The organism is Pseudomonas sp. I3-I5 (genome assembly GCF_022699445.1).
Classification (GTDB): domain Bacteria; phylum Pseudomonadota; class Gammaproteobacteria; order Pseudomonadales; family Pseudomonadaceae; genus Aquipseudomonas; species Aquipseudomonas fulva.
On the sequence record NZ_CP093940.1, the window covers coordinates 3,919,040 to 3,940,798 of the forward strand.

Here is a 21,759-nt window from a genome sequence, read left to right on the forward strand (position 1 = left end):
ATGAAGCTTCCACCCCTGGCCGCCTTGCGCTACTTCGACGTCGCAGCCACCACCCAAAGCTTCATCCGCGCAGCCGAGTGCCTGCACGTCACCCATGGCGCCGTCAGCCGCCAGGTGCGCTTGCTCGAGGAAAGCCTGGAGGTGGCGTTGTTCGAACGACGCAATCGCGCCGTGTTCCTGACTTCGGCGGGGCGAGCACTGCATGCCACGACCCAAGCCATCTTCGAACAGCTCGAAAGCACTGTGCAGCGGCTCAAGGACAGCGATGACAATCCGGTGTTGGTCGTCTCCTGCGAGCCCACCATCGCCATGCGCTGGCTGATCCCGCGCCTGCCGCGTCTTAACGCTGCCCACCCTGATCTTCAATTGCAGCTGGTGGCCGCAGGCGGCCCGCTGGACTTCGCCCGCACAGGCGTCGACATCGCTATCCGCCGCGACGACTTTCATTGGGGCATGACGCTGCATCAGCAGAAGATCTGTGACGAGTGGATTGGCCCTGTGGGGCGTCCGCCATTGTCGCCGAAGCTGCAAGGCCATCGACAGTTGCACAGTGCGACCCGCCCCGACGCCTGGGCCACCTGGCTGCGCCTTACAGGTGAAACAGCCATCACTGGCGAGCGCAGCGACTTCGAGCACTTTTACCTGTCGATTCAGGCGGCCAGCGCAGGGCTGGGGGTCGCGATGGCATCCGCCTTGATGGTGCGTGACGAACTCGATACAGGGCAGTTACAGGCGCCCCTGGGCTTTGTACGCGATGGCTCGGCCTACCACCTGTTGAGCCCCTGCCCTCTGAATGATGCAGGCAAGCGCCAGCGGTTTGCCGAATGGGTGAAACAGGAATGCCAGGGCTGCCTGACTCACCTGGGCTTGCTGCAAAAGGATGACGCCGCGCTGCCATCGCCGCCCCAGGTGCGGTAGCCGGCCGTGTCCAGGTGGATGCGACCGCTCGGGTAGCGGCCAAGGCCCATGCCCCATGCCTGGCCGTGCTGCTGCCAGAACCGGCACAGCGGGTTGGGGTCGGCCCAAGGCGCCAGCAGGACATCCACGGCGAATGCTTGTGTATGCGCGCTGCCGATCGCCCCGCCGGCACAGCGGTTGAGGCCCGGGTCACGGTAGGCGGAGACCACTTCAAAATCGGGTAAGGCCCCTTGCTCACCCAGTGTTCGGAGCAACGACAGCGTAGCGCGCACAGCCGGCCAATGTTGCTTGGGCGGCACGGCAAACGGTGATGCCCGGCACACTTTCCAGTCCGAGGCCGAGCGCAGGAGCTGATGAATCGGCACAACACCGTACAAACGTGCCTGCACGAGCATGTCGCGAAAAGGCCGCGTCGGGTGGTCACCTGCCCACTGGGCGAACATCCACAGGTCGCGCTCATCGGCCACGGCCCCGCTGGGCACTGAATTTACCGCCAGCAGCAGCGCGGCGACCACACTCCGTTTCTTCGACATGGCCCACCCCTGCACGTCATGGCAGCGGCACCCTGCCGCTGGCTCAGTCCGGGAACAACGTGCAGGCCATCACCAACGCATCCTCGCGACCACCCGCAGCTGGATAATAGTCGCGCCGGCGGCCGATTTCATTGAAGCCAAAACGCTCGTACAGGCGATACGCCGGATTGCTGGCCCTCACCTCAAGGAAACACTCGCGGCCGTTGAGCTGGTAGGCGCGCGACATCAGGTGTTCGAGCAGCCGCAGGCCCAGGCCGCGCCCTTGGTTCTCCGGCTTGACGGTGATGTTGAGCAGGTGGGCTTCGTCGATGATCACGTTGATCACGCCGTGGCCGACCTGTTGCTGCCCATCGAACATCAGCCAGACTTCATAGGATTTCAGGGCATCCAGAAAGATGCCGCGGGTCCAGGGGTGGCTGAACGCGGCATATTCGATTTTCAGCACGGCATCCAGATCCGCCTCGGTCATGGGGCGAAAACTGATCGAGTCACTCATTCAACGCGTTTCCAGCGCGCCATCAGCTGGCGCATGGCTTTCCAGACGTCCGCTTTACGCTGCGGCTCGTCCATCAACAGTTCCAGGCCCGGCAAGGCCCAGGCCTCGCCCAGGCCGTCGAGCTTGAGGGTTTGATAATAGGCTTGGTCGTCGGCGCCGGCGGCAAAGCGCAGTGCAGGCATGCCCACCAGCCACAGGCAGGTGCAGGGCGCTTCCTCCAGGCGAGCCTGGACAAAACCCTGTACGAAATCGCGGGCCGCGTCCGGGCCCTGGTCCATGTTGCCGCGCATCAGCAGCGGCCAGCGCACCGGCTCACCCACGATTTGCGGGGCGTCGGGCAGGCCGGCGGCGCGCAGCATGTCCTTGAGCAGCAGGTAGGACGGGTCACGGCTCTGGAAAGGCTGGCCGGTGGCCAGCTCGACCAGTAACAGGCAATCGCCAGCACGCAGCAGTTGCAAGGCAAAACGCGGAGGCGGCACCGGCACTGGGCGAGGTGTCGCAGCCTGCTCGGGCGCCTCTACAGGCTTGGCCGCAGCCTTGGCGGAAGCGCCCGGCCGCGGCACCTCGATCTTCGGCCGCTCGATGACACGGGCCTGGGGGGCGACAGGCGATTGGTCGGGTACCTGGCGTGGCGGCGGCTCGAAATCGATGTCCTCGGGCGGCGCCAACGGCAGCAGCAGTTCAGGCCGTGACGGCGCGGCGAACGGCAGCTCGGCGCGCGGCAGCCAGTGCACCACTTGCATGGCGGACAGGTAGGCGCGGCGACGTTGTTCGGTAAGCAAGGCGGTCATCCGAGGGGGGTTGGGACAGGTGCGCATTCTACCGCCGATAACCTGCCAGTGCCGCATCTGCTCGGCGGTTTTTTACGCATGCCCTGCCTGCCTGGGCAAGCCACAGCAGGCGGGCGGCTCGATCAGCCTGTCGCACGACAAGCCAAGGGGATAAGAACCAACCCGTCGGATGCAGTACAATCGCCCCCTTTTTCTTGGCAACGAGTCCAAGCCGATGATCGAACCCAAGCGCGTCCTGCGTGCCCTAGCCGAACACTGGGCCCTGATCGAGCCGCTGTGCGAGCGTTTCGACCAGGGCACCCTCAGCCTGGTGGAGCTGCGCCAGCATGTGGCCCGCCAGCAGATCGAGAGCACCCCGCAGGACATCACCCAACTGCTCGATGTGTGGATCCGCCTGGACATCCTGGTGCCCGTTGCCAAGAGCCCGAACCGCTTCGAGCTCAACGCCCAGATCCACGACTTCCTCGCCTATCTGCGCCGTGAGCATCGCCTTGGCCTGTGCCTGGAGATTGAGGCTTACCTGCGTCACCTGGAGCGCCTGGCCGGGCACATCCAGGATGCCTTCGACAACCGCGACAGTGACGATCTGGCGCGGCAACTGCGGCTCCTGGACATGCGCGTGCGGGACGTGCTGAAAAAGCTCGACAACGATGAGCAGGCATTGGTGGCCGTAGCCGAGCGGGCCAAGACCAGCAGCCGCCAGATACCCTTGCGCCAGCGCTATGCCGAAGTGCTGGCCACCTGGGATGAATACGTCGAGCCGATGATCCAGCTGGTCAACGCCGACGGCGCCTTCGAGCAAGGGGTGCGCAAGGTCGAGACCGTGCTGCTGAAACTGCTCGGGGAACAGGCGCGGCTTGGCCACCTGGTCGACGACGACATGCTGCTGCGCACCCATGCGCGTATTCTGGAGATGCAGACCAGCGCCCAGCTGACCCTGCGTCATGCCCGTGAACTGCTGCTGCCGCTGCGCGAGGAAGCACGGCGTCACAACGCGGTGACCCGTGGCGCTGCCCTGGCCCTGTCGGTGGTGCGCCGCAAGGGCCTGGACGCGCTGCCCCAGGCAGCCATGCCGTTGTTCACCCGGCCGCAAAGCACTTTCCTGGGCAGCGCCAGCCAGGTCGAAGCCTATGTCTATGCCTTGGCGCGCTTCGAGCCCAAGCCGGCGCGCTTCCCCAAGGCGCACAAGAGCGCGTCCGACGACAAGCCTCGCGCACCGCGCACGGTCAAGGAAATGACCGAACGCTGTGAACAGGCGCTGCCGCTGCCAGACCTGATGGTGTGGCTGCTGGAGCAGGAGCCCGAAGGCGCCACCGACGAACTGCTGTACTGGTTCTCGCGCTTGTCACGGGAAAAACGCTTCAACCGCGAGCGCCTCGAGCGCCGTGACTACGACACCCAGGAACACCGCGTCAGCCTGCGTTCGTACGCCCTGACCTCCAGCCGCGAAGACGCCCCCAGTGCGTCCCCAGAACCCCACGCGAGCCCAGCCCATGCATCTTGATCTTTCCGAACTGTCCCAGCTCGCACCGATCTTCCGCGAGCTGTTCAAAGGTTTCCACATCAGCCGCCGCGACCCGGAGCTGTACGCGCAGTTGTCCAACTTCCAGGACCAGTACCGCAGCCTGTTCAAGGCCCTGGGCTTCGAGCTGGTGTGCGACACCCGCGGTTTCTACTACTTCGTGCCGGACATGACGGCGGCCCAGGTCAACAAGACGGCGCAGCGCCTGTCGCTGTTCACCTTCATCCTGGTCGAGCACCTGGCCGATCAAGGCCGTGACCCGATCGCGGTGCTCGACGGCGGCAGCGTTGGCCGCGACGAATTGCCTTCGTTGCTCGACAAGTACCGGGACCTGTTCGTGCAGGCCGAGGTGCAGACCGTCGAGGACCTGGAAGAAAAGATCCTGCGCCGTATGACCCAGCTCGGCTTCGCCCATGAAGAAGGTGGCATTTACCGTTTCCTGCCGCCGATGCACCGGTTCCTGGACGTTTGCCTGGCCGTGCAGCAGGACCGGGACCTGGCGGCAACGCTGCACAGCGCCCTGCCCTTGCCCACGCCAGTGCTGGCCGAAGACCCCGCCGAGCCAATGCCTGAACACACCGACGACCCGCTCGACCTGACGCCGTTCGAGGCTGAGGAAGACGAAGAGCAGGCCTTGGCTCGTGCCATTCGCCAAGAGCAACAGGAGATCGACGCATGAGCCAGGAACGCTACGGCATCCGCCGCTTCGCATTGCTCAACACGGCAGGCTACAGCCTGGGCTTGTTCCCACTGGAGCATCCGCTGTCGGTGTACGGCGCCAACAACCTGGGCAAGTCGGCATCGATCAACGCCCTGCAGTTCCCGATCCTGGCCCGCATGTCGGACATGAGCTTCGGCAAGTACAGCCTGGAGCAGTCGCGCCGCTTCTACTTTGCCAGCGATACCTCGTACATCCTCTGCGAGCTGAGCCTGCCCCACGGCCCGCACGTGATCGGTGTCGTCGGCCGTGGGCCGGGTGGCGGCTTCGGGCACCAGTTCTTCGCCTACCAGGGCGAGCTGGACCTGGCGCACTATCAGAAAAACGACACGTGTCTGCGCCAGAAAGAGCTGTTCACCAACCTTGAAAGCAAAGGCATCAAAGCCTACGAGCTCAAGCCGGACGAGCTGCGCCGCCTGTTGGTCGGCGGCCATACCTCGGTGCCCCTGGACCTGACCCTGATCCCGCTGCGCTCGACCAGCGAGCAGAGCCTCAAGACCTTCCGCGCGCTGTTCATCAACCTGCTGCACATGCGCGAAATCACGGCGGCCAAGCTCAAGCAGCTGTTCCTCGATGCCTTCGAGCACAGCCTGCGTTCTGGCAGCGTCGACTACATTGCCGCCTGCGAAGAAGCCTTCCGCGATGTGCGACGCATGGAACAGGACTACAACGCCCTGGTCGCCGCCGGCCCGCTGGTCGAGGCGCTGGCCGGCGGCGTCGCCCAACGCGACATCCTGCGCGGCAAGCTGCACCGGATTTCGCCGGTACTCGACAACCTGCTGGGTACCTGGCAGGAGTACGCCATGGCGCGCAAGGAAGAACTGGTCATCCAGGCCGAGCATTACCGGGGTGAACAGGACCGCTTGCAAAACGATCAACGCGGGGGCACCCAGGAGCTGATGCGCCTTGAGCGTGAGATCACCGGCATCCAGCGCTGGCTGGGCGAGCTGTCGGTGCTACGCCATCGTTTTGCGTTGGTCGATGACGTCAAGGTGCTGGAACAGCAGTTGCTGGCGGCCAAGGATGCCCATGACGAACTCGCAGGCGCCCTGGCCCAGTCCCGTCAGTTCAGTGCCGAAGACCTCGACCAGCGCGTTGGCGACCTGGAAAAACGCCTCAGGCAGGTCAAGCAGCAGCTCGACCACGCCGACAACAACAGTTACGCCCGCTTGCGCGAAGAGTTCTCGCAGCAGGATGTCGACCGCCTGATGCGCCTGTTCAACGGCGCCCTGTTCAGCCTGCCATTGGGTGAGCGTGGCATCGAGCTGGACGACAGCGACCTGTGGGTGAAATCCCTTGAAGCGGTGCTCGACCGCTTCAAAGGTGAGCGTTTCGAGGCGCCGGGTCTGTCCATCGACCTGACCCACATCGACCCACCGGCCTTGCAGGCGCTGGCTGACCGCGCCGCGCTGCGTGATCAGAGGGAGCGCCTGGACAAGGAGCTGCGCCAGCTCAAGACCCAGCAGGCAGTAAGCGCCGACCGCTCGGCTTCCAGGGCGCAGACCGAAGCGCTGTACCAGCAGGTACTCGACGCCCAGAAAGCCCTGGAAGACTACCGCCGCAGCCAGACCCTGGCCGCCGAAGAGCCTGCCAAGCTCGAACAGCTCGCACAGATGGAGGCCGCCCAGGATGAGCTCAAGCGCTCCAGCGATGCGTTCACCGAGCGCGTGCAGCAGCTGTCGGCCAAACTGCAACTGGTGGCGCGCCAGTTGGGCGACCTTGAGTCCAAGCAACGTACCCTGGACGACGCACTGCGCCGCCGTCAGCTGCTACCGGCCGACCTGCCCCTCGGCACCCCGTTCATGGAGGCCATCGACGACTCCATGGACAACCTGCTGCCATTGCTCAACGACTACCAGGACAGCTGGCAGAGCCTGCAGCGGGTGGATAACCAGATCGAAGCGTTGTACGCGCAGGTACGCCTCAAAGGCGTGGCCAAGTTCGACAGCGAGGACGACATGGAGCGTCGCCTGCAGTTGCTGGTCAACGCCTATGCCCACCGCACCGACGAGGCGTTGACCCTGGCCAAGGCGCGTCGCGCTGCCGTGACCGACATTGCCCGTACCCTGCGCAACATCCGCAGCGACTATGACAGCCTCGAGCACCAGCTTGCCCTGTTCAACCGCGAGATCAACCGGCGCCAGGTCTCGAACCTGGAAAGCTTCCGCGTGGTGCTGGCACCGAACAAGGAGGCACTCAAGCACATCGACCAGATCATCCACAGTGCCGGCCAGTATGAAGAAGGCGAAACCCTGTCGGTGTTCGACCTCACCCAGAACGCCGACCAGGACAACCGGAACGAGCAGGCCAAGGAATACCTGGCGCGCCTGGTCGCCGCGAACCATAACCAATTGGGGTTGAAGGACCTGTTCGAGCTGGCGTTCGAGATCACCAAGGTCAACGGCCAGCCGATCATCCACGCCGACATCGACGGCGCGGCTTCGAACGGTACGACCATGACCATCAAGGCGCTGACCAACATGTATTTGTTGCTGCACCTGATGGACCGTGACTTGGCCGGACGTGTGCGCCTGCCGTACTACCTGGACGAAGCGGCGGACATCGACGAACGCAACCAGGCGGCACTGCTGGAGACCAGCCTGCAGCTAGGGTTCGTGCCGATTCTGGCGAGCGTCAAGCCGCAGGTCTCGGCACACGTGGCCATCGACCTAGAAGGCGGCAGCGGCCCCAACGGCATCTATATCGACGAATCGGACTGGAAGTTCATCAGCCCGCTAGAGGAGGTGAAGGTGGTGGTACGCGAAGATCAGGGTGAAGTGGTTATCTGACGGAGATTGTGGGGCCGCAGAGCGGCCCCGACAGTGGGCGCTGCGAAGCTCAGATGCTGGAACTGTTCCGCCTCCCATAGCGGCCCGTCCCGTGTCATGCCGAGGCCACCGTGGCAAACGACAGCCTCTAGATGCGGTTCACGTCAGTTGCCCGTGCCTCGACACCTGCACGTTTTCAACTCGAAATCGACCAGGCCTACCCGTCACTGAGCCCACGGCAGAATCGGAATCGCCGTCACGGCATTCTGCGGGCTGCCTTCGACGATGCGGTCGCTATACACCAGATACACCAGCGTATTGCGCTTCTTGTCCAGGAAGCGCACCACCTGCATGGTCTTGAACACAAGCGATGTGCGCTCCTTGAACACCTCATCGCCATCCTTGAGCTCGCCCTTGAAACTGATCGGCCCTACCTGGCGGCAGGCGATCGAGGCCTCGGCGCGATCCTCGGCCAACCCCAGTCCACCCTTCACTCCCCCCGTCTTGGCCCGCGACAGGTAGCAAGTCACACCTTCGACCTTGGGGTCGTCGAAGGCTTCCACGACGATGCGGTCGTTCGGCCCCAGGAACTTGAAGACAGTGGACACCTGGCCGATTTCCTCGGCGCCAGCAAGCATCGGCAACCCAAGGGCTGCCACGACAAACAGTTTCTTCAGCATGTTCATACCAGCACCAGATTGTCACGATGCACCAGCTCAGGCTCGGCGCTATAACCCAGGATAGTCGCGATGGCGTCGGAGGACTGCCCAATGATCTTCTGCGCTTCCAGGGCACTGTAGTTAGCCAGGCCCCTGGCCACTTCCAACCCGTCAGGGCCCACGCACACCACCATCTCGCCACGTCGGAAGCTGCCCTGGATGGCCTTGACGCCCACTGGTAGCAAACTCTTGTTGGCCTGGCGCAGCGCCTGTACCGCTCCCTCGTCCAACACCAGCGTGCCGCGGGTCTGCAGATGACCCGCCAGCCACTGTTTACGGGCTGCCAGCATGCCGCGCTCAGGCGACAGCAAGGTGCCCAACCGCTCACCGGCCTTTAGACGATCGAGCACGCGCTCGATGCGCCCGCCAATGATGATGGTATGGGCACCAGAGCGTGCCGCCAGGCGTGCAGCGCGCAGCTTGGTCTGCATACCGCCGCGCCCCAGTGCACCACCGGTGCTGCCCGCCACGGCGTCCAGCGCCGGGTCATCGGCACGGGCTTCGAAGATCAGTTGCGCATCGGGGTTGTTGCGCGGGTCGGCATCGAACATGCCGTCACGGTCGGTCAGGATCACCAGCAGGTCGGCTTCCACGAGGTTAGCCACCAACGCCGCCAGAGTGTCGTTGTCACCGAAGCGAATCTCGTCGGTCACCACCGTGTCGTTTTCGTTGATCACCGGCACCACGCCCAGCTCGACAAGGGTGCGCAGGGTGCTGCGCGCATTGAGGTAGCGCTTGCGGTCGGACAGGTCGTCATGGGTCAGCAGGATCTGCGCGGTATGCTTGCCGTGCTCGCCAAAGCTCGACTCCCAGGCCTGCACCAGGCGCATCTGGCCGATGGACGCTGCTGCCTGCAGCTCGTTCATCGCACTGGGGCGTGACGTCCAGCCCAGCTGGCTCATGCCGGCAGCCACGGCGCCCGAGGAGACCAGCACCAACTCCACGCCCGCCTCACGCAGCGCGACCATCTGCTCGACCCACACGGCCATGGCGCCGCGATCGAGGCCTTTGCCATCGGCGGTCAGCAGCGCACTGCCAATCTTCACGACCCAGCGCCTGGCGCCCGTCACCTTGCTTCGCATCGTCTTCCAACCTATGTCGAATCTGTAGATACCGTGGATACAAAAACGCCGCTCAAGCGAGCGGCGTTTAGTGTACTGCAACCGATCAGTCGCGCACGTAAATGATTTCCGGACCGTCTTCGTCGTCCTCGAAATCATCATCCCAGTCATCGTCATCGCCGATGTCGTGCACGCTCTTGACACCGGTGCGGCGCAAGGTGCGGGCATCGTCCAGGGCCTGCAACTGGGCGCGAGCCTCGTCCTCGATGCGTTGGTCGAGGTCAGCCAGCTCCTCGGCATAGGCCGGGTCGTTGGCCAGGCGGTCGGCGCGGCCTTCGAGGTAGCGCATCAGGTCGTGGCTGAGCTTTTCGGTACCTTGCTTGGAGATGGCCGAGATCACATACACAGGGCCCTCCCATTGCAGGCGCTCGACCACTTCCTTGACCCGCTCGTCGCGCTCGTCGTCCATGACCATGTCGGCCTTGTTCAGCACCAACCAGCGCTCACGCTCAGCCAGCGACGGGCTGAAGCGGGTCAGCTCGTTGACGATGACTTCGGCGGCATCGGCCGGGCTGCTCTCGTCCAGCGGCGCCATGTCCACCAGGTGCAGCAGAACACGGGTACGCGCCAGGTGCTTGAGGAAGCGAATGCCCAGGCCAGCACCGTCGGAGGCACCTTCGATCAGCCCAGGAATGTCGGCGATGACGAAGCTTTTCCAGCGGTCGACACTGACCACGCCCAGGTTTGGCACCAGGGTGGTGAACGGGTAATCGGCCACTTTCGGCTTGGCGGCCGATACCGAGCGGATGAAGGTGCTCTTGCCCGCATTCGGCAGGCCCAGCAGGCCTACATCGGCCAGCACTTTCATTTCCATCTTCAGGTCGCGCTGATCACCCGGTTTGCCTGGAGTGGTCTGGCGCGGTGCGCGGTTGGTACTGGATTTGAAACGGGTGTTGCCAAGGCCGTGCCAGCCGCCCTGAGCGACCATCAGCTTCTGCCCCGGCTTGACCAGGTCACCGATCACTTCCTGCGTGGAGGCATCGATGACCGTGGTGCCCACCGGCACACGCAGGAACAGGTCTTCACCCTTCTTGCCGGTGCAGTCGGTGCTGCCGCCATTGGCGCCGCGCTGAGCTTCGTGGTGACGGGTGTAGCGATAGTCGACCAGGGTGTTGAGGTTCTCGTCTGCCACCATGAACACCGAACCACCGTCACCGCCATCGCCGCCGTTGGGGCCACCGTTCTCGATGAACTTCTCGCGACGGAAGCTCATGCAACCGTTACCGCCGTCACCTGCTTTGACCCGAATGGATACTTCGTCAACAAACTTCATTCAAAAACCGCCTCTCGCCTTCCGACGAGTTGAACACTGATAAACATGAGGCTCTTGCAAAAATGAGCGCGGCGGCCCCGTACGACCGTAGAAACCCACGCCGGCAACCCATACAAACAGCTTTGCAAGAGGCTCACCACAAACGAAAAAGCCCCGTCGCATGACGGGGCTTCTGGAGCGACGTCGCGATTAGGCTGCGACGATGCTCACGTAACGGCGGTTGAACTCGCCTTTCTTCTCGAACTTGATCACGCCTTCGATCTTGGCGAACAGGGTGTGATCTTTACCGATGCCCACGCCGTAGCCTGGGTGGAATTCGGTGCCGCGCTGGCGGACGATGATGTTGCCTGGCTTGATAACCTGGCCGCCATACATCTTCACGCCAAGGCGTTTCGATTCTGAGTCGCGACCGTTACGAGTACTACCACCAGCCTTCTTGTGAGCCATGGTTCAATTCTCCAAATAAATTCAGGGGATCTAGGGGATTAAGCCTGGATGCCGGTGATTTTGATCTCGGTGAACCACTGGCGGTGGCCCATGCGCTTCATGTGGTGCTTACGACGACGGAACTTGATGATGCGAACCTTGTCGTGGCGGCCTTGCGAAACGACTTCGGCCACTACTTTAGCGCCAGCAACAACTGGAGCACCGATGGTGACTTCTTCACCGTTGGCGACCAGCAGAACGCGATCGAAAGTCACGGACTCGCCAGTGGCGACTTCCAGTTTCTCGACCTTGAGGAATTCACCTTCAGCGACTTTGTACTGCTTGCCGCCGGTAACGATTACTGCGTAAGACATGGTATTTCTCCGATAATCCTGCTCACCCAGCGCTTTATATGATGAGTATTGGCTGGCATGGCTGCACAGGGCTGGAACGGCCCGGCGCAATTGCGTAAGGCAGGTGCTGCCCAGGAAGTTAGGGTGCGCGATTGTACGCAACACAGGTTTTGCTTGCAAGTGCAGCGCCCGACCGACTGGCACCGTGCCTTGACACACCGGGACCCGCAACCTAGCATGCCGCGCAACCTCACTGGAGCAGCCGATGCAACCCCAAACCTTCTACCGTGCGGTGGCTGACGATTTCAGCGCCGTCGACGAGATCATCAAGAAGCAGCTGACCTCGCGCGTGCCGCTGGTATCGAAGATCGGCGACTATATCACGTCGGCCGGTGGCAAGCGCCTGCGCCCATTGCTGGTGTTGCTGTGCGGCAAGGCCCTGGGCCACCGGGGCGACGACCTGCGGCTGCTGGCGGCAACCATCGAGTTCTTGCACACCGCCACCCTGCTGCACGATGACGTGGTCGACATGTCGGGCATGCGCCGCGGCCGCTCCACGGCCAACGCCCTGTGGGGCAACGCCCCAAGCGTGCTGGTCGGTGATTTCCTCTATTCCCGCTCGTTCGAGATGATGGTCGAACTGGGGTCGATGCCGGTCATGCAGATCCTGTCCAGGGCGACCCGGGTCATTGCCGAGGGTGAAGTGCTGCAGCTGTCGCGGGTTCGCGACGCCAGCACCACCGAGGACGTCTACATGGACGTCATCCGCGGCAAGACCGCCATGCTATTCGAAGCCTCCACCCACAGTGCTGCGGCCCTGGCCCAGGCTTCCGATGCCCAGCGCGAGGCCTTGCGCATGTTCGGTGACCACCTGGGCGTGGCCTTCCAATTGGTCGACGACCTGCTCGACTATGAAGGTGACGCCGAGGCACTGGGCAAGAACGTGGGCGACGACCTGGCCGAGGGCAAGCCTACCCTGCCCTTGATCTACACCATGCGCGAGGGCACTGCCGAGCAAGCAGCGCTGGTACGCCAGGCCATCCAGAAAGGCGGCCTTGAAGACCTGGAGCAGATCCGCGCTGCGGTAGAGGCATCGGGTGCACTCAAGTACACCGCAGCCCTGGCGCAGGATTACGTCAAGCGCGCCATCGAGTGCCTGGAAGTGCTCCCTGCCAGCGAATACCGGGATGCGCTGGTCGAACTCAGCCAGTTCGCCGTCGCACGCACTCACTAACGGTACGTCCCTTCCCCACACGCGGTTCGTTCCTCGAACCGCTGCGGACTTTTGTCCGGACATAATCACTTCTGAAACCAGACCTTCTACAATGGCGGCTTTTTCCGCCTGTCTGTTCGAGGAACCCAAGTGAGTACGTTGCCACCCTGCCCCAAATGCAATTCCGAATACACCTACGAGGATGGCACGCAGCTGATCTGCCCTGAATGTGCCCACGAGTGGTCGGCCAGCGGCGAAGCCGAATCTGCCAATGACGACGTGGTGAAAAAAGATTCCGTCGGCAATGTGCTACAGGACGGCGACACCGTGACCGTGATCAAGGACTTGAAGGTCAAGGGCTCGTCCCTGGTGGTCAAGGTCGGCACCAAGGTCAAGAACATCCGCCTGTGCGACGGTGACCACGATATCGACTGCAAGATCGACGGTATTGGCGCGATGAAGCTGAAATCGGAATTCGTGCGCAAGGTCTGATTTCATCCAGATCCGCCAATTGGTTCTTGCTATTTTGATAATAAGAATTATTCTCATTGGAAAGTTATCCAAGGAGAATAGTCATGACTTATCTGATCGATGCCTGGCTGGACCGCCCTCACCCATACCTGCGCATTCTTCATCGGGAGACCGGTGAGGTGTGCGCGGTGCTCGAAGCAGAGGCGCTGGATGAACTGCGCGACCAGGGCGACCTGGACCTGCGCGGGCTGAATTCGAATGAGCCTGGGGTACTGAAGGAGCTGGTGCGCAACCTGTTTCTGTTCTGCTACGCACGGGCGTTGCGCCCGATGGGGACAGACTGGAACTGACCCATCTGGCGAGCTGGGAAAGGGCCGCAATGCGGCCCCAGCGGTATTACAGAACGTCGAGCAATTCGACGTCGAACACCAGTACGCTGTGCGGCGGGATGCTGCCGACACCCTGGGCACCGTAGGCCAATTCGCTTGGCACATACAGGCGCCACTTGCTGCCGGCGCTCATCAATTGCAGGGCTTCGGTCCAACCTGCGATCACGCCCCCAACCGGGAATTCGGCCGGCTGACCACGATCGTACGAGCTGTCGAACACGGTGCCGTCGATCAGGGTGCCGTGGTAGTGCACACGCACCTGGTCTTCGCGCGATGGCTTGGCGCCTTCACCGGTGTTCAGCGCTTCGTACTGCAAGCCCGAATCCAGGGTGACGATGCCGTCGCGCTTGGCGTTGTCGGCCAAGAACTGCTTGCCGGCTGCCGCTGCAGCCTCGGCCTTGGCGGCTGCCTGGGCTTGCATCACTTCACGGATAACCTGGAAGCTGGCCGACAGATCGGCCTCGCTGACGCGGCTGTCTGCACCGTTGAAGGCGTCGGTCAGGCCGGCCACGATCGCTTCCAGGCTCACCCCTGGCGGCGGGTTGTCGCGCAGCTGGCCACCCAGCTGACGGCCGATGCCGTAGCTGACGCGGGTTTCGTCGGTAGACAGGTTGATCTCGGACATTGTCATGCTCCACTGCAGGGCGCAGCGCAGCCACGCCCTTGATGAAAAGGGCGAGCAGCCTAGCATATCGAGAGGCACCTAGCTGCACGCGGCAGACCCCCGCGTGCAGCTGAAGTCGAGGCTAGTGCTTGGTGAGCTTGTCCAGGTAACCCATGCAGAACGCCGAGACCACGAAGGTCATGTGGATGATGACGTACCACATCAGGTAATCGGTGGAGATGTTCTGGGCATCCATGAACACCCGCAACAGGTGGATGGACGAGATGGCCACGATCGACGCAGCCACCTTCATCTTCAGCGAGGAGGAGTCCATCTTGCCGAGCCAGTTGAGCTTTTCCTTGCTCTCGTCAATATCCAGCTGCGAAACGAAGTTCTCATAGCCGGAAATCATCACCATGACCAACAGCCCGCCGACCAGCGACATATCGATCAGCGACAGGATCACCAGGATCAGGTCGGCTTCGCTCAAGGCAAAGACGTTGGGAAGGACATGGACCACTTCCTGGAAGAATTTCAGCGCAAGGGCCAGCAGGCCCAGGGACAGGCCGAAGTAGATGGGGGCGAGCAGCCAGCGGGAGGCATACATCGCATTTTCGAGAATACGTTCCATGGAGGATGGGGACTCGTAGGTGGCTGGAAAAACGACCGCGAGTATAGCCAGCCGCCTCATGCAGCAAAAGCTGGATGACCGTCCCGGCCTGTTCAGGTCTCAGGATGGAACTGGTAGTCGCCCAGGTTTTTGGTGCGCTCGCCGTTCATGCGCCGCAACTGCGCCTGCAGGTGCAGGCACCAGATGGGCGGGTCTTCGTTGAGCTGATACCCGTGCAGGGTCAGGCTGTCGACGATGGCATTGAGCACGGACTCGGCCACCTGCGGCCCGTGAAACGGCCCTTGGGCCTTTACTGCCGAGGGTTGCTCACCGGCCATGCCGGCGGCGAACAGCAGCGTCCACATACCGGTATCGCCAGCCAGTGGCCGGATACTGCATTCGATGCGGGTCACAAGGCCCAGGCACTGACGTGTAAGGCTGAGGTTGCGCATGGCCGCGTCCTCCGAAAGCTCCGTTCAGCCCAGCAAACGGGCTGTCTTCATCCTGAACACTGATGTCGTCCTTGGTTCAGCATAGAAGAGCGTCAGCACAAGATGGAAAACCGGCGCCGAACGGTAGCCATTGGCCGCCAGCGCCGGTTTCTTGACTCAAGCAGGCTTGGCTTGCGCGATCACCTCTTCAAGGCGCTCCTTTTCCGCCTTCTCGATGTCTTCCTCACTGATCATCTCGGCAATCTCGCGCAGCCGTTCGACGACGCGTGCATTCACGCTACCCTCGGTGAACTGCCCTTTCTCGTCAGGCACACCCGCCTCCTCGCCTACCAGCAGGCTCAACGCCTCATCTGCCTGGCTGACCGCATACACATGGAAGGTGCCACTCTCGACCGCCTGCAACACACGTTCGTCGAGCATGAGCGTGGCCACGTTGGCGCGCGGGATGATCACCCCCTGCTCACCGGTCAGGCCACGGGCTTCGCAGAGCCTGAAGAACCCTTCGATCTTCTCGTTCACACCCCCGACAGCCTGCACTTCACCGAACTGGTTGATGGAACCGGTGATCGCAAAGCACTGCTTGAGCGGGGTGCGCGAAAGGGCCGAGATCAACGTGCAGGCCTCACCTAGCGAGGCGCTGTCGCCGTCCACGTAACCGTAGGATTGCTCCAGGGCGATGCTGGCCGAGATCGCCAGCGGGAATTCCTGGGCATAGCGGCTGCCCAGGTAGCCGGTCAGGATCATCACCCCCTTGGAGTGGATAGGCTGGCCCAGGTTTACCTCGCGCTCGATGTCGACGATACCGCTACCGCCCGGGTACACGGTGGCCGAGATACGCGCGGGCATGCCGAATGCCGAGTCGCCCACCTCCAGCACGGTCAGGCCATTGCACTTGCCGATGGCCGCGCCCTGAGTGTCGATCAGGATGATGCCGGCCAGCATGTCGTCCAGCACCCGCTGCGAGACCCGCCCGGTGCGTGTGGCCTTGGCCTTGAGTGCACGTTCGATATGGCCAGCATCGGTCATTTCGTCGTTGGCCAGCTGACGAATGAAGTCGGCCTCGCTGACCAGCTGGAACAGGTCGCCGATCCGGGCCGAGAGCCGTGCCTGGTTTTCAGCCAGGCGAGCGCTGTAGGTCGCTAGCCGGGCCACGGCGTCGCTGGTCAAGGGCGCCATGCCCTCCTCGTTGGTACGGGTGCGCAGCAGTTGGGCGAACTGCTCCAGGTTCTCGTCGACCATGGGCATGTCTTCGTCGAAATCCACCAGCACCCTGAACATCTCCTGGAAGTCCGGGTCGTGGTCCTGCAGCGCGTAATACAACTGACGCGAGCCGATGATCACCAGCTTGACGTTGAGCGGGATCACCTGCGGGGTAAGGCTGACGGTCGCCACCCGGCCAAGCTCGCCCAAGGGTGACTCCATCTTGAGCTTGCGCGATTGCAGGGCGCGCTTGAGCGCATCCCAGACAAAGGGCTCACCCAGCATTTTCTCGGCTTCCAGGATCAGGAAGCCGCCGTTGGCCCGGTGCAGGGCTCCCGGACGCAACTGCCGGTACGACGTGTAGAGCGCGCCCTGGTCGGTGCTGTACTCGATGCGACCGAACAGGTTGTCGTAGGTCGGGTGCGGCTCGAACACCACCGGCGCCCCGCCGTCATGATGATGGCCCACGACCAGGCTGGGTGCGTACTGCTCCTCGAGCATCTTGCGCGCCACGGCGTCTGTCTTGCTGTCCTCGACCAATTGCTCGACCACCGTGCGCAACAGGTTCAGTTGCACCGATTGCAGGTAGGCACACACGGCAGCGTTCTCGGCGTACTTTTCCGACAGCGGTGCGAGCAAAGGCTCAAGTGCCAGGGTAATGGTTTCTTCGTTGAGCTGGCGCAACTGGTTGTTCGACTCACGCTTCCATTGCGGAAGGCTGGCCAGTTCTTCGTTCAAACGCTCCTCGAGCAGGGCGATGTCTTCGTGAAACTGTTCGCGCACGTGCTCAGGCAACTGGGCGAACTCGGCCTCATCCAGGGCCTTGCCGTCTGCCATCGGCGTGAAGGCCACGTTGCTGGCATCGCGGTACAAGGCCACGTCCTTTTCCAGCGAAGCGCGCTCGATCACATCCAGCGCGCGGTCGTAGCGCTGGTTGAAGGCGCGGTCGATGGCGCCTTTTTTCTGCTGGTACGAGGGGTGTTCGAACACGGCCGGGAATGTCGCCAGCAAGTTGTCGATCAACCCGTTCATGTCAGCGATGAAGTCCCCGGCACTGCCCGATGGCAATTCCAGGGCTCGCGGCTCGCGGGTGTCGTCGAAATGGTTGACGTAAAGCCAGTCGGATGGGGTCTGCTGACGCTTGCCCTCCGCCTTGAGGTAACGCTTGACGAACGAGAACCGGCCGGTACCGGGCTCGCCCATCACGTATACGTTGTAGCCGGGGCGCGGCATGGCCACGCCGAATTGCAGGGCCTCGACAGCACGCTCCTGGCCCAGTACGCCGCGAAACGGCTCCAGATCGTCCGTATTGGTGAAAGCAAACTGCTCGGGAGAGAAACGCCGGGTGAGGGCTTCAGGCGCAAGACGCAGGCGCGCAGCGACAGGATCGGGCATTGGGTTTCCTTACTTCGGCGGGGCAGATACGCAGCATTCTGGCGCTGCCTGCGCGCGGGTTGCAAGGCTCCTCGGGATTTATGTCGCAGGCGCGACGGTGTCTTGTACAAGCAAATTTTTCGCAATCGGTAACGCAACCTTTGGAACATGCCTAAACTCCAACTTGCGCGGGTGGGTGAAATGCTTTCCCGACCTGGCACCCGAGTTGCCAGAAACCTGACCCTTGGTTTAAGTCAAATAGAGAATAAATGCTATGAAACGGATTCTTCTGGGTACTCTGTTCACCGTCGCTTCGCTCAACGCCATGGCCGACGCGCCAGGCGGCCCGAATTGCGGCTGGGGCAACATGCTGTTCGAAGGCCAGCGCGGCACTCCGGCACACTTCCTGGCTTCCACCACCAACGGCACTTCCGGTAACGCCACCTTCGGCATGACCTCCGGCACCAACGGCTGCTCCACCAAGTCTGCACTGACCTACGGCGGCAAATCGTGGTTCGCCATGAACGGCATGATGAACGAGCTTTCCGAAGACATGGCCATGGGTCAGGGTGAAGCACTGACCACCTACGCCGTGGTACTGGGCGTGGCGCCGGAAGACCGTGCGCACTTCGCATCGGTCACCCACGATCACTTCAACCAGATCTTCAGCAGCGCCGATGTCAATGCTGAAACCGTGCACAGCAACACCCTGGCCGTTCTGAAGAACGACCCACGCCTGGCCAAGTACGCTACCGAAGCCTAAACGCGCGTTTCCCGCCCCGGTTCCGGGGCGGGTCTCTCTTTCTTCGGCATCGTCTGGAAGTAGTTGCCCGATATGCTCAAACGCCTTGCCTCTCTGGCGCTGTTGTTCTGCGCCCCTGTTCATGCTGCGCCGATGCTGGATCAAGGCCGTCTCCAGCAACTGGCCAGTACCCCCTACTGGATTGCTTTGGGCCATTACGAAACCGGTAAGCTCGGTGGCTGGCGCAGCTACGTAGACGATGACGCATTCTTCCTTGCCCACGATGGCGCACACCATCCGGACCGTGAGCTGAAAGCGACGGTGCAGGCGCTGTATGCCCCGGCAAGCCTGGGCGACAAGCACGCTCAGTGTGTATTCCCGGCGCGCACTCGCTGGCTGAAAGAGCAACTTGGCCTACAGGATTTGCCGCAACCCCAGTGCCAGGAATTCAAGACCTGGTACCAGTCGATCGACCCGCACAGCGCCGCGTTGATTTTCCCGGCTGCCTACCTGAACAGCCCCTCGTCGATGTTCGGGCACACGCTGCTGCGCATCGACCAGTCCACTACCCGCAGTGACGACACCACGCTGCTCAGCTACGCGATCAACTTCGGTGCGTACATCGAAGGCAGCGACAACAGCATTCTGTATGCCTGGAAAGGGTTGGCCGGTGGTTATCCCGGCCTGTTCGCGCTGATGCCCTATCAGGAGAAACTGTCGGAATACCGCAGCCTGGAAAACCGCGACCTGTGGGAATACCAGCTAGACCTCACGCCGGAAGAAACAGGCCGCATGGTCGAGCACGTCTGGGAACTGAAACAGATTCAGTTCGACTACTTCTTCTTCGACGAGAACTGCTCCTATCGCCTGCTGGAGTTGCTGCAGGTGGCTCGGCCAGGCCTGGACCTGACCTCGCAGTTCCCGCTGACCGCCATACCGACCGACACCGTGAAGGCGGTGAAACAATCAGGCTTGGTCGCCAGTGAACTCTACCGCCCCTCGCGCGAGCGCGAACTGCTGGCGCGTGCAGCGCCACTGGACCATGACGAGAAACGCCAGGTGCTGGCCGTAAGCGCCGACACTGCGCAATTGCAAAACCCCGCGTTCAAGGCCCTGCCCCGCGAGCGGCAGGCCTTGATACAAGACGCTGCCTACCGCCTTGAGCGCTACCGCGCCAATGGCCAGGAACGTGACCCCGGTCAGGCCAAGCGCAGCTTCGAACTGCTACGCGCGATCAACACCAACCCGCCGCCGCCGTTGGCCATCGAGCGCCCGGGGTTGCCTGAGGACGGCCATGACTCGCGTACCTGGCAGTTGGGCGTGGGCACGCGCGAAGACCGCGCCTATGCCGAATATGGCTTGCGCATGGCGTACCATGATCTCAACGACAACGCCTACGGCTTCCCATTGGGGGCGCAGATCGAGATCTTGCAACTGAAAGTGCGCCAGTACGAAGGCAATGACTGGCAAGTGCAACGCCTGGACCTGGCGACCATTCGTTCGCTGACACCGCGCAACGAACTGCTCAAGCCCTGGTCGTGGCAAGTGGCCGGCGGCCTTGAGCGGGTGCCGGGCAAACACGATGACGAGGTGCTGGTGAGCCACGTCAATGGTGGCGCCGGTGGCACCTGGCAGCTGGGTGATGACTTGCTGGGCTTTGCACTGGGTACAGTCCGTGTAGAACACCACAATGACTTCGCGCAGTTCATCGCACCTGCCGCAGGTTTCAATGGCGGGCTGCTGTGGCGCAATGGGCTTGGCAACATGACGCTGGAGGCCAAGGGCGATTACTTCACCAATGGCGAAGTGCGCCGTAGCGTCAGCCTGAACCAGCAGTGGGAAATCAGCCAGAACCTGGGGCTGCGCCTGAGTGCCTCGCGCCAGTTCAGCCACCTGTCCACGGCGCAGAACGAGGTGATGCTGGAAGTGAAGTGGTATCACTACTGAGGGTCTGGTCTGGTGTGAAAGCGTTCATGTTTACGGCGATGTTCCGGCCTGTGGCCCGCCTCAACCAGTCTTTGACACGGTTTTGACAGCACGCCCACAACTGGCCCTCTAGACTTCACCTGGACGGCATGAGGGCAAGGTCTATGTGGCGGTTCTGGTTGGGTCTGTGCGTGGCGATGCTGCTGTCGGGGTGCGAAACGACTCACGAGCAGATGCTTGGCCAGGGGTTTCCCCCTGCCTACGCCGATGGCTTCGAGGACGGGTGCAGCAGCGGCCGTCAGGCCGCGGGCGTGCCGGCAGGTGATTTTCGCAAGAACGTGCCGCGCTACCTTCAAGAACGGCAGTACGAGTCCGGCTGGGACGATGGCTTTCGCCAATGCCAGGCCATGCAGGAGCGGGCCGAACAGCAGCGCTACCACGAGCGTTTCTGGGACGAACGGGACCGTGAGTGGCAGCAGGAGAAAGACCGCGGCGCTGCCCGCGCCTGGCGTTGAAGACGTCGCAGGTGGGCATTGCTTGAAACCCCGCCCCTGCCATGATGGTCTTCTGCACAAGGAGGCACTCATGAGCCGAGCATTTGTCAACGAAGACCAGGCCGCCGCCCAGGCCGACCAACCCGTCGAGCGGCGTGTCAGCGACCAGCCCAATTACGTCACCGCCAACGGCCTGCGCCAACTGCAGCAACGGCTGACCGAACTCAATACGTTGCGCAGTGAGTTGCAGGCTCAGGGCGAGCGTGCCGACAAACAGCGATTGGCCGAAATCGAGCGTGATCTGCGGTATTTCGCCGCGCGGGTACACAGTGCCCAAGTGGTGCCGACAGCCCTGTCCACCGAAAAAGTGCAGATAGGCAGCCGCGTCAGGTTCATCGACGATCAGGACCAGGAACACTTGGTGTGCCTGGTAGGCGAAGATGAGGCTGACGCGGCGCGTGGATTGATCAACTGGGGCTCACCCCTGGGCAGGGCCTTGCTGGGCGCAGCCCCGGGAGATGAGGTGACATGGCGCCGCCCCGTCGGTGAACAGGCTATCGAGATCATCGAGATCGAAGGGGCGGGCTGACAGCCCACCGCAGCCGACCCGGCGAGACCGCTCAATATGCCTGTAACTGGTGTGCCG

At 62.6% G+C, this 21,759-nt stretch carries 23 protein-coding genes; 11 read left to right on the top strand and 12 right to left on the bottom strand.

Annotated features, from left to right (window positions below):
- Entirely contained in the window at positions 1–918 is a 918-nt protein-coding gene (locus MOP87_RS17490) for a LysR substrate-binding domain-containing protein (protein ID WP_088523231.1), read from the top strand.
- Here MOP87_RS17490 and MOP87_RS17495 read toward each other — a convergent pair.
- From MOP87_RS17495 to MOP87_RS17505, 3 genes are all read right to left on the bottom strand, one after another.
- On the bottom strand, positions 858–1,361 hold the full coding sequence (locus MOP87_RS17495) for a D-Ala-D-Ala carboxypeptidase family metallohydrolase (RefSeq protein WP_033695098.1): 504 nt from the start codon (positions 1,359–1,361) through the stop codon (positions 858–860). The two genes, MOP87_RS17490 and MOP87_RS17495, sit on opposite strands and share 61 nt — an antisense overlap.
- A gap of 133 nt (positions 1,362–1,494) precedes the next feature.
- On the bottom strand, positions 1,495–1,947 hold the full coding sequence (gene rimI / locus MOP87_RS17500) for a ribosomal protein S18-alanine N-acetyltransferase (protein ID WP_023533216.1): 453 nt from the start codon (positions 1,945–1,947) through the stop codon (positions 1,495–1,497).
- On the bottom strand, positions 1,944–2,729 hold the full coding sequence (locus MOP87_RS17505; RefSeq protein ID WP_027915466.1) for a hypothetical protein: 786 nt from the start codon (positions 2,727–2,729) through the stop codon (positions 1,944–1,946). Before MOP87_RS17505 ends, rimI begins: the two co-directional genes overlap by 4 nt.
- A gap of 223 nt (positions 2,730–2,952) precedes the next feature.
- Between MOP87_RS17505 and mksB the strand changes: the two genes are divergently transcribed.
- Genes mksB through mksF form a run of 3 tightly spaced genes read left to right on the top strand, consistent with a single transcriptional unit; the run spans position 2,953 to position 7,767 of the window.
- Positions 2,953–4,242: an Mks condensin complex protein MksB gene (mksB, locus tag MOP87_RS17510; protein WP_023533191.1), complete on the top strand. Its 1,290-nt coding sequence runs from the start codon at positions 2,953–2,955 to the stop codon at positions 4,240–4,242.
- Entirely contained in the window at positions 4,232–4,939 is a 708-nt protein-coding gene (mksE, locus tag MOP87_RS17515) for an Mks condensin complex protein MksE (RefSeq protein WP_027915467.1), read from the top strand. Before mksB ends, mksE begins: the two co-directional genes overlap by 11 nt.
- On the top strand, positions 4,936–7,767 hold the full coding sequence (gene mksF / locus MOP87_RS17520) for an Mks condensin complex protein MksF (RefSeq protein ID WP_242809857.1): 2,832 nt from the start codon (positions 4,936–4,938) through the stop codon (positions 7,765–7,767). Before mksE ends, mksF begins: the two co-directional genes overlap by 4 nt.
- 203 nt (positions 7,768–7,970) lie before the next feature.
- Here the strand turns inward: mksF and MOP87_RS17525 are convergent, their stop codons facing one another.
- The 5 genes from MOP87_RS17525 to rplU all read right to left on the bottom strand — a co-directional run bounded on the left by MOP87_RS17525 (position 7,971) and on the right by rplU (position 11,659).
- The gene (locus MOP87_RS17525; protein WP_023533236.1) at positions 7,971–8,432 is read right to left on the bottom strand and encodes a CreA family protein; all 462 of its coding nucleotides are present in this window, start codon (positions 8,430–8,432) and stop codon (positions 7,971–7,973) included.
- Positions 8,429–9,547, bottom strand: coding sequence for a glutamate 5-kinase (gene proB / locus MOP87_RS17530; RefSeq protein WP_028688090.1), 1,119 nt, complete (start codon positions 9,545–9,547; stop codon positions 8,429–8,431). The genes MOP87_RS17525 and proB overlap by 4 nt, the downstream gene beginning before the upstream one ends.
- A gap of 85 nt (positions 9,548–9,632) precedes the next feature.
- Entirely contained in the window at positions 9,633–10,859 is a 1,227-nt protein-coding gene (gene cgtA / locus MOP87_RS17535) for an Obg family GTPase CgtA (protein ID WP_242809858.1), read from the bottom strand.
- A 189-nt stretch (positions 10,860–11,048) separates the two neighbouring features.
- Entirely contained in the window at positions 11,049–11,306 is a 258-nt protein-coding gene (gene rpmA, locus MOP87_RS17540; RefSeq protein ID WP_023533198.1) for a 50S ribosomal protein L27, read from the bottom strand.
- Between the two features lie 38 nt (positions 11,307–11,344).
- Positions 11,345–11,659, bottom strand: coding sequence for a 50S ribosomal protein L21 (gene rplU / locus MOP87_RS17545; protein ID WP_023533254.1), 315 nt, complete (start codon positions 11,657–11,659; stop codon positions 11,345–11,347).
- Between the two features lie 244 nt (positions 11,660–11,903).
- Here rplU and MOP87_RS17550 point away from each other — a divergent pair, with 244 nt between their 5' ends.
- From MOP87_RS17550 to MOP87_RS17560, 3 genes are all read left to right on the top strand, one after another.
- Positions 11,904–12,872 (top strand): polyprenyl synthetase family protein, encoded by a 969-nt coding sequence (locus MOP87_RS17550; protein ID WP_027915471.1) that lies wholly within the window; start codon positions 11,904–11,906, stop codon positions 12,870–12,872.
- Between the two features lie 129 nt (positions 12,873–13,001).
- Entirely contained in the window at positions 13,002–13,343 is a 342-nt protein-coding gene (locus MOP87_RS17555) for a zinc ribbon domain-containing protein YjdM (protein ID WP_027915472.1), read from the top strand.
- 83 nt (positions 13,344–13,426) lie between these two features.
- Complete coding sequence (locus tag MOP87_RS17560; RefSeq protein WP_027915473.1) at positions 13,427–13,672, top strand: hypothetical protein; 246 nt, start codon at positions 13,427–13,429, stop codon at positions 13,670–13,672.
- A gap of 46 nt (positions 13,673–13,718) precedes the next feature.
- On the opposite strand, the gene MOP87_RS17565 is transcribed toward MOP87_RS17560, so the two are convergent.
- From MOP87_RS17565 to MOP87_RS17580, 4 genes are all read right to left on the bottom strand, one after another.
- Positions 13,719–14,336 (bottom strand): FKBP-type peptidyl-prolyl cis-trans isomerase, encoded by a 618-nt coding sequence (locus MOP87_RS17565; protein ID WP_027915474.1) that lies wholly within the window; start codon positions 14,334–14,336, stop codon positions 13,719–13,721.
- A 121-nt stretch (positions 14,337–14,457) separates the two neighbouring features.
- Entirely contained in the window at positions 14,458–14,946 is a 489-nt protein-coding gene (locus MOP87_RS17570) for a TIGR00645 family protein (RefSeq protein ID WP_003247486.1), read from the bottom strand.
- Between the two features lie 92 nt (positions 14,947–15,038).
- On the bottom strand, positions 15,039–15,377 hold the full coding sequence (locus tag MOP87_RS17575; protein ID WP_027915475.1) for a hypothetical protein: 339 nt from the start codon (positions 15,375–15,377) through the stop codon (positions 15,039–15,041).
- A gap of 156 nt (positions 15,378–15,533) precedes the next feature.
- Positions 15,534–17,972 carry an ATP-binding protein gene (locus tag MOP87_RS17580; protein WP_027915476.1) on the bottom strand — a complete coding sequence of 813 codons (2,439 nt, stop codon included), beginning with the start codon at positions 17,970–17,972 and terminating at the stop codon, positions 15,534–15,536.
- Between the two features lie 253 nt (positions 17,973–18,225).
- On the opposite strand from MOP87_RS17580, the gene MOP87_RS17585 reads away from it, so the two are divergent.
- The 4 genes from MOP87_RS17585 to MOP87_RS17600 all read left to right on the top strand — a co-directional run bounded on the left by MOP87_RS17585 (position 18,226) and on the right by MOP87_RS17600 (position 21,702).
- Entirely contained in the window at positions 18,226–18,714 is a 489-nt protein-coding gene (locus MOP87_RS17585; RefSeq protein WP_023533283.1) for a DUF3015 domain-containing protein, read from the top strand.
- A 72-nt stretch (positions 18,715–18,786) separates the two neighbouring features.
- The gene (locus MOP87_RS17590; protein WP_242809859.1) at positions 18,787–20,640 is read left to right on the top strand and encodes a DUF4105 domain-containing protein; all 1,854 of its coding nucleotides are present in this window, start codon (positions 18,787–18,789) and stop codon (positions 20,638–20,640) included.
- A gap of 143 nt (positions 20,641–20,783) precedes the next feature.
- Positions 20,784–21,134 (top strand): hypothetical protein, encoded by a 351-nt coding sequence (locus MOP87_RS17595; protein WP_027915478.1) that lies wholly within the window; start codon positions 20,784–20,786, stop codon positions 21,132–21,134.
- A 70-nt stretch (positions 21,135–21,204) separates the two neighbouring features.
- Complete coding sequence (locus MOP87_RS17600; protein WP_027915479.1) at positions 21,205–21,702, top strand: GreA/GreB family elongation factor; 498 nt, start codon at positions 21,205–21,207, stop codon at positions 21,700–21,702.
- The last annotated feature ends 57 nt before the right edge of the window (positions 21,703–21,759 follow it).

Coding starts and splice junctions, on each gene's coding strand:
- MOP87_RS17565 (WP_027915474.1), bottom strand. CDS start 14,336: ATGTCCGAGATCAACCTGTCTACCGACGAAACCCGCGTCAGCTACGGC.
- MOP87_RS17550 (WP_027915471.1), top strand. CDS start 11,904: ATGCAACCCCAAACCTTCTACCGTGCGGTGGCTGACGATTTCAGCGCC.
- MOP87_RS17570 (WP_003247486.1), bottom strand. CDS start 14,946: ATGGAACGTATTCTCGAAAATGCGATGTATGCCTCCCGCTGGCTGCTC.
- cgtA (WP_242809858.1), bottom strand. CDS start 10,859: ATGAAGTTTGTTGACGAAGTATCCATTCGGGTCAAAGCAGGTGACGGC.
- MOP87_RS17580 (WP_027915476.1), bottom strand. CDS start 17,972: ATGCCCGATCCTGTCGCTGCGCGCCTGCGTCTTGCGCCTGAAGCCCTC.
- rplU (WP_023533254.1), bottom strand. CDS start 11,659: ATGTCTTACGCAGTAATCGTTACCGGCGGCAAGCAGTACAAAGTCGCT.
- MOP87_RS17495 (WP_033695098.1), bottom strand. CDS start 1,361: ATGTTCGCCCAGTGGGCAGGTGACCACCCGACGCGGCCTTTTCGCGAC.
- mksB (WP_023533191.1), top strand. CDS start 2,953: ATGATCGAACCCAAGCGCGTCCTGCGTGCCCTAGCCGAACACTGGGCC.
- proB (WP_028688090.1), bottom strand. CDS start 9,547: ATGCGAAGCAAGGTGACGGGCGCCAGGCGCTGGGTCGTGAAGATTGGC.
- rimI (WP_023533216.1), bottom strand. CDS start 1,947: ATGAGTGACTCGATCAGTTTTCGCCCCATGACCGAGGCGGATCTGGAT.
- MOP87_RS17560 (WP_027915473.1), top strand. CDS start 13,427: ATGACTTATCTGATCGATGCCTGGCTGGACCGCCCTCACCCATACCTG.
- MOP87_RS17585 (WP_023533283.1), top strand. CDS start 18,226: ATGAAACGGATTCTTCTGGGTACTCTGTTCACCGTCGCTTCGCTCAAC.
- MOP87_RS17575 (WP_027915475.1), bottom strand. CDS start 15,377: ATGCGCAACCTCAGCCTTACACGTCAGTGCCTGGGCCTTGTGACCCGC.
- MOP87_RS17600 (WP_027915479.1), top strand. CDS start 21,205: ATGAGCCGAGCATTTGTCAACGAAGACCAGGCCGCCGCCCAGGCCGAC.
- MOP87_RS17595 (WP_027915478.1), top strand. CDS start 20,784: ATGTGGCGGTTCTGGTTGGGTCTGTGCGTGGCGATGCTGCTGTCGGGG.
- MOP87_RS17590 (WP_242809859.1), top strand. CDS start 18,787: ATGCTCAAACGCCTTGCCTCTCTGGCGCTGTTGTTCTGCGCCCCTGTT.
- rpmA (WP_023533198.1), bottom strand. CDS start 11,306: ATGGCTCACAAGAAGGCTGGTGGTAGTACTCGTAACGGTCGCGACTCA.
- MOP87_RS17525 (WP_023533236.1), bottom strand. CDS start 8,432: ATGAACATGCTGAAGAAACTGTTTGTCGTGGCAGCCCTTGGGTTGCCG.
- mksE (WP_027915467.1), top strand. CDS start 4,232: ATGCATCTTGATCTTTCCGAACTGTCCCAGCTCGCACCGATCTTCCGC.
- mksF (WP_242809857.1), top strand. CDS start 4,936: ATGAGCCAGGAACGCTACGGCATCCGCCGCTTCGCATTGCTCAACACG.
- MOP87_RS17490 (WP_088523231.1), top strand. CDS start 1: ATGAAGCTTCCACCCCTGGCCGCCTTGCGCTACTTCGACGTCGCAGCC.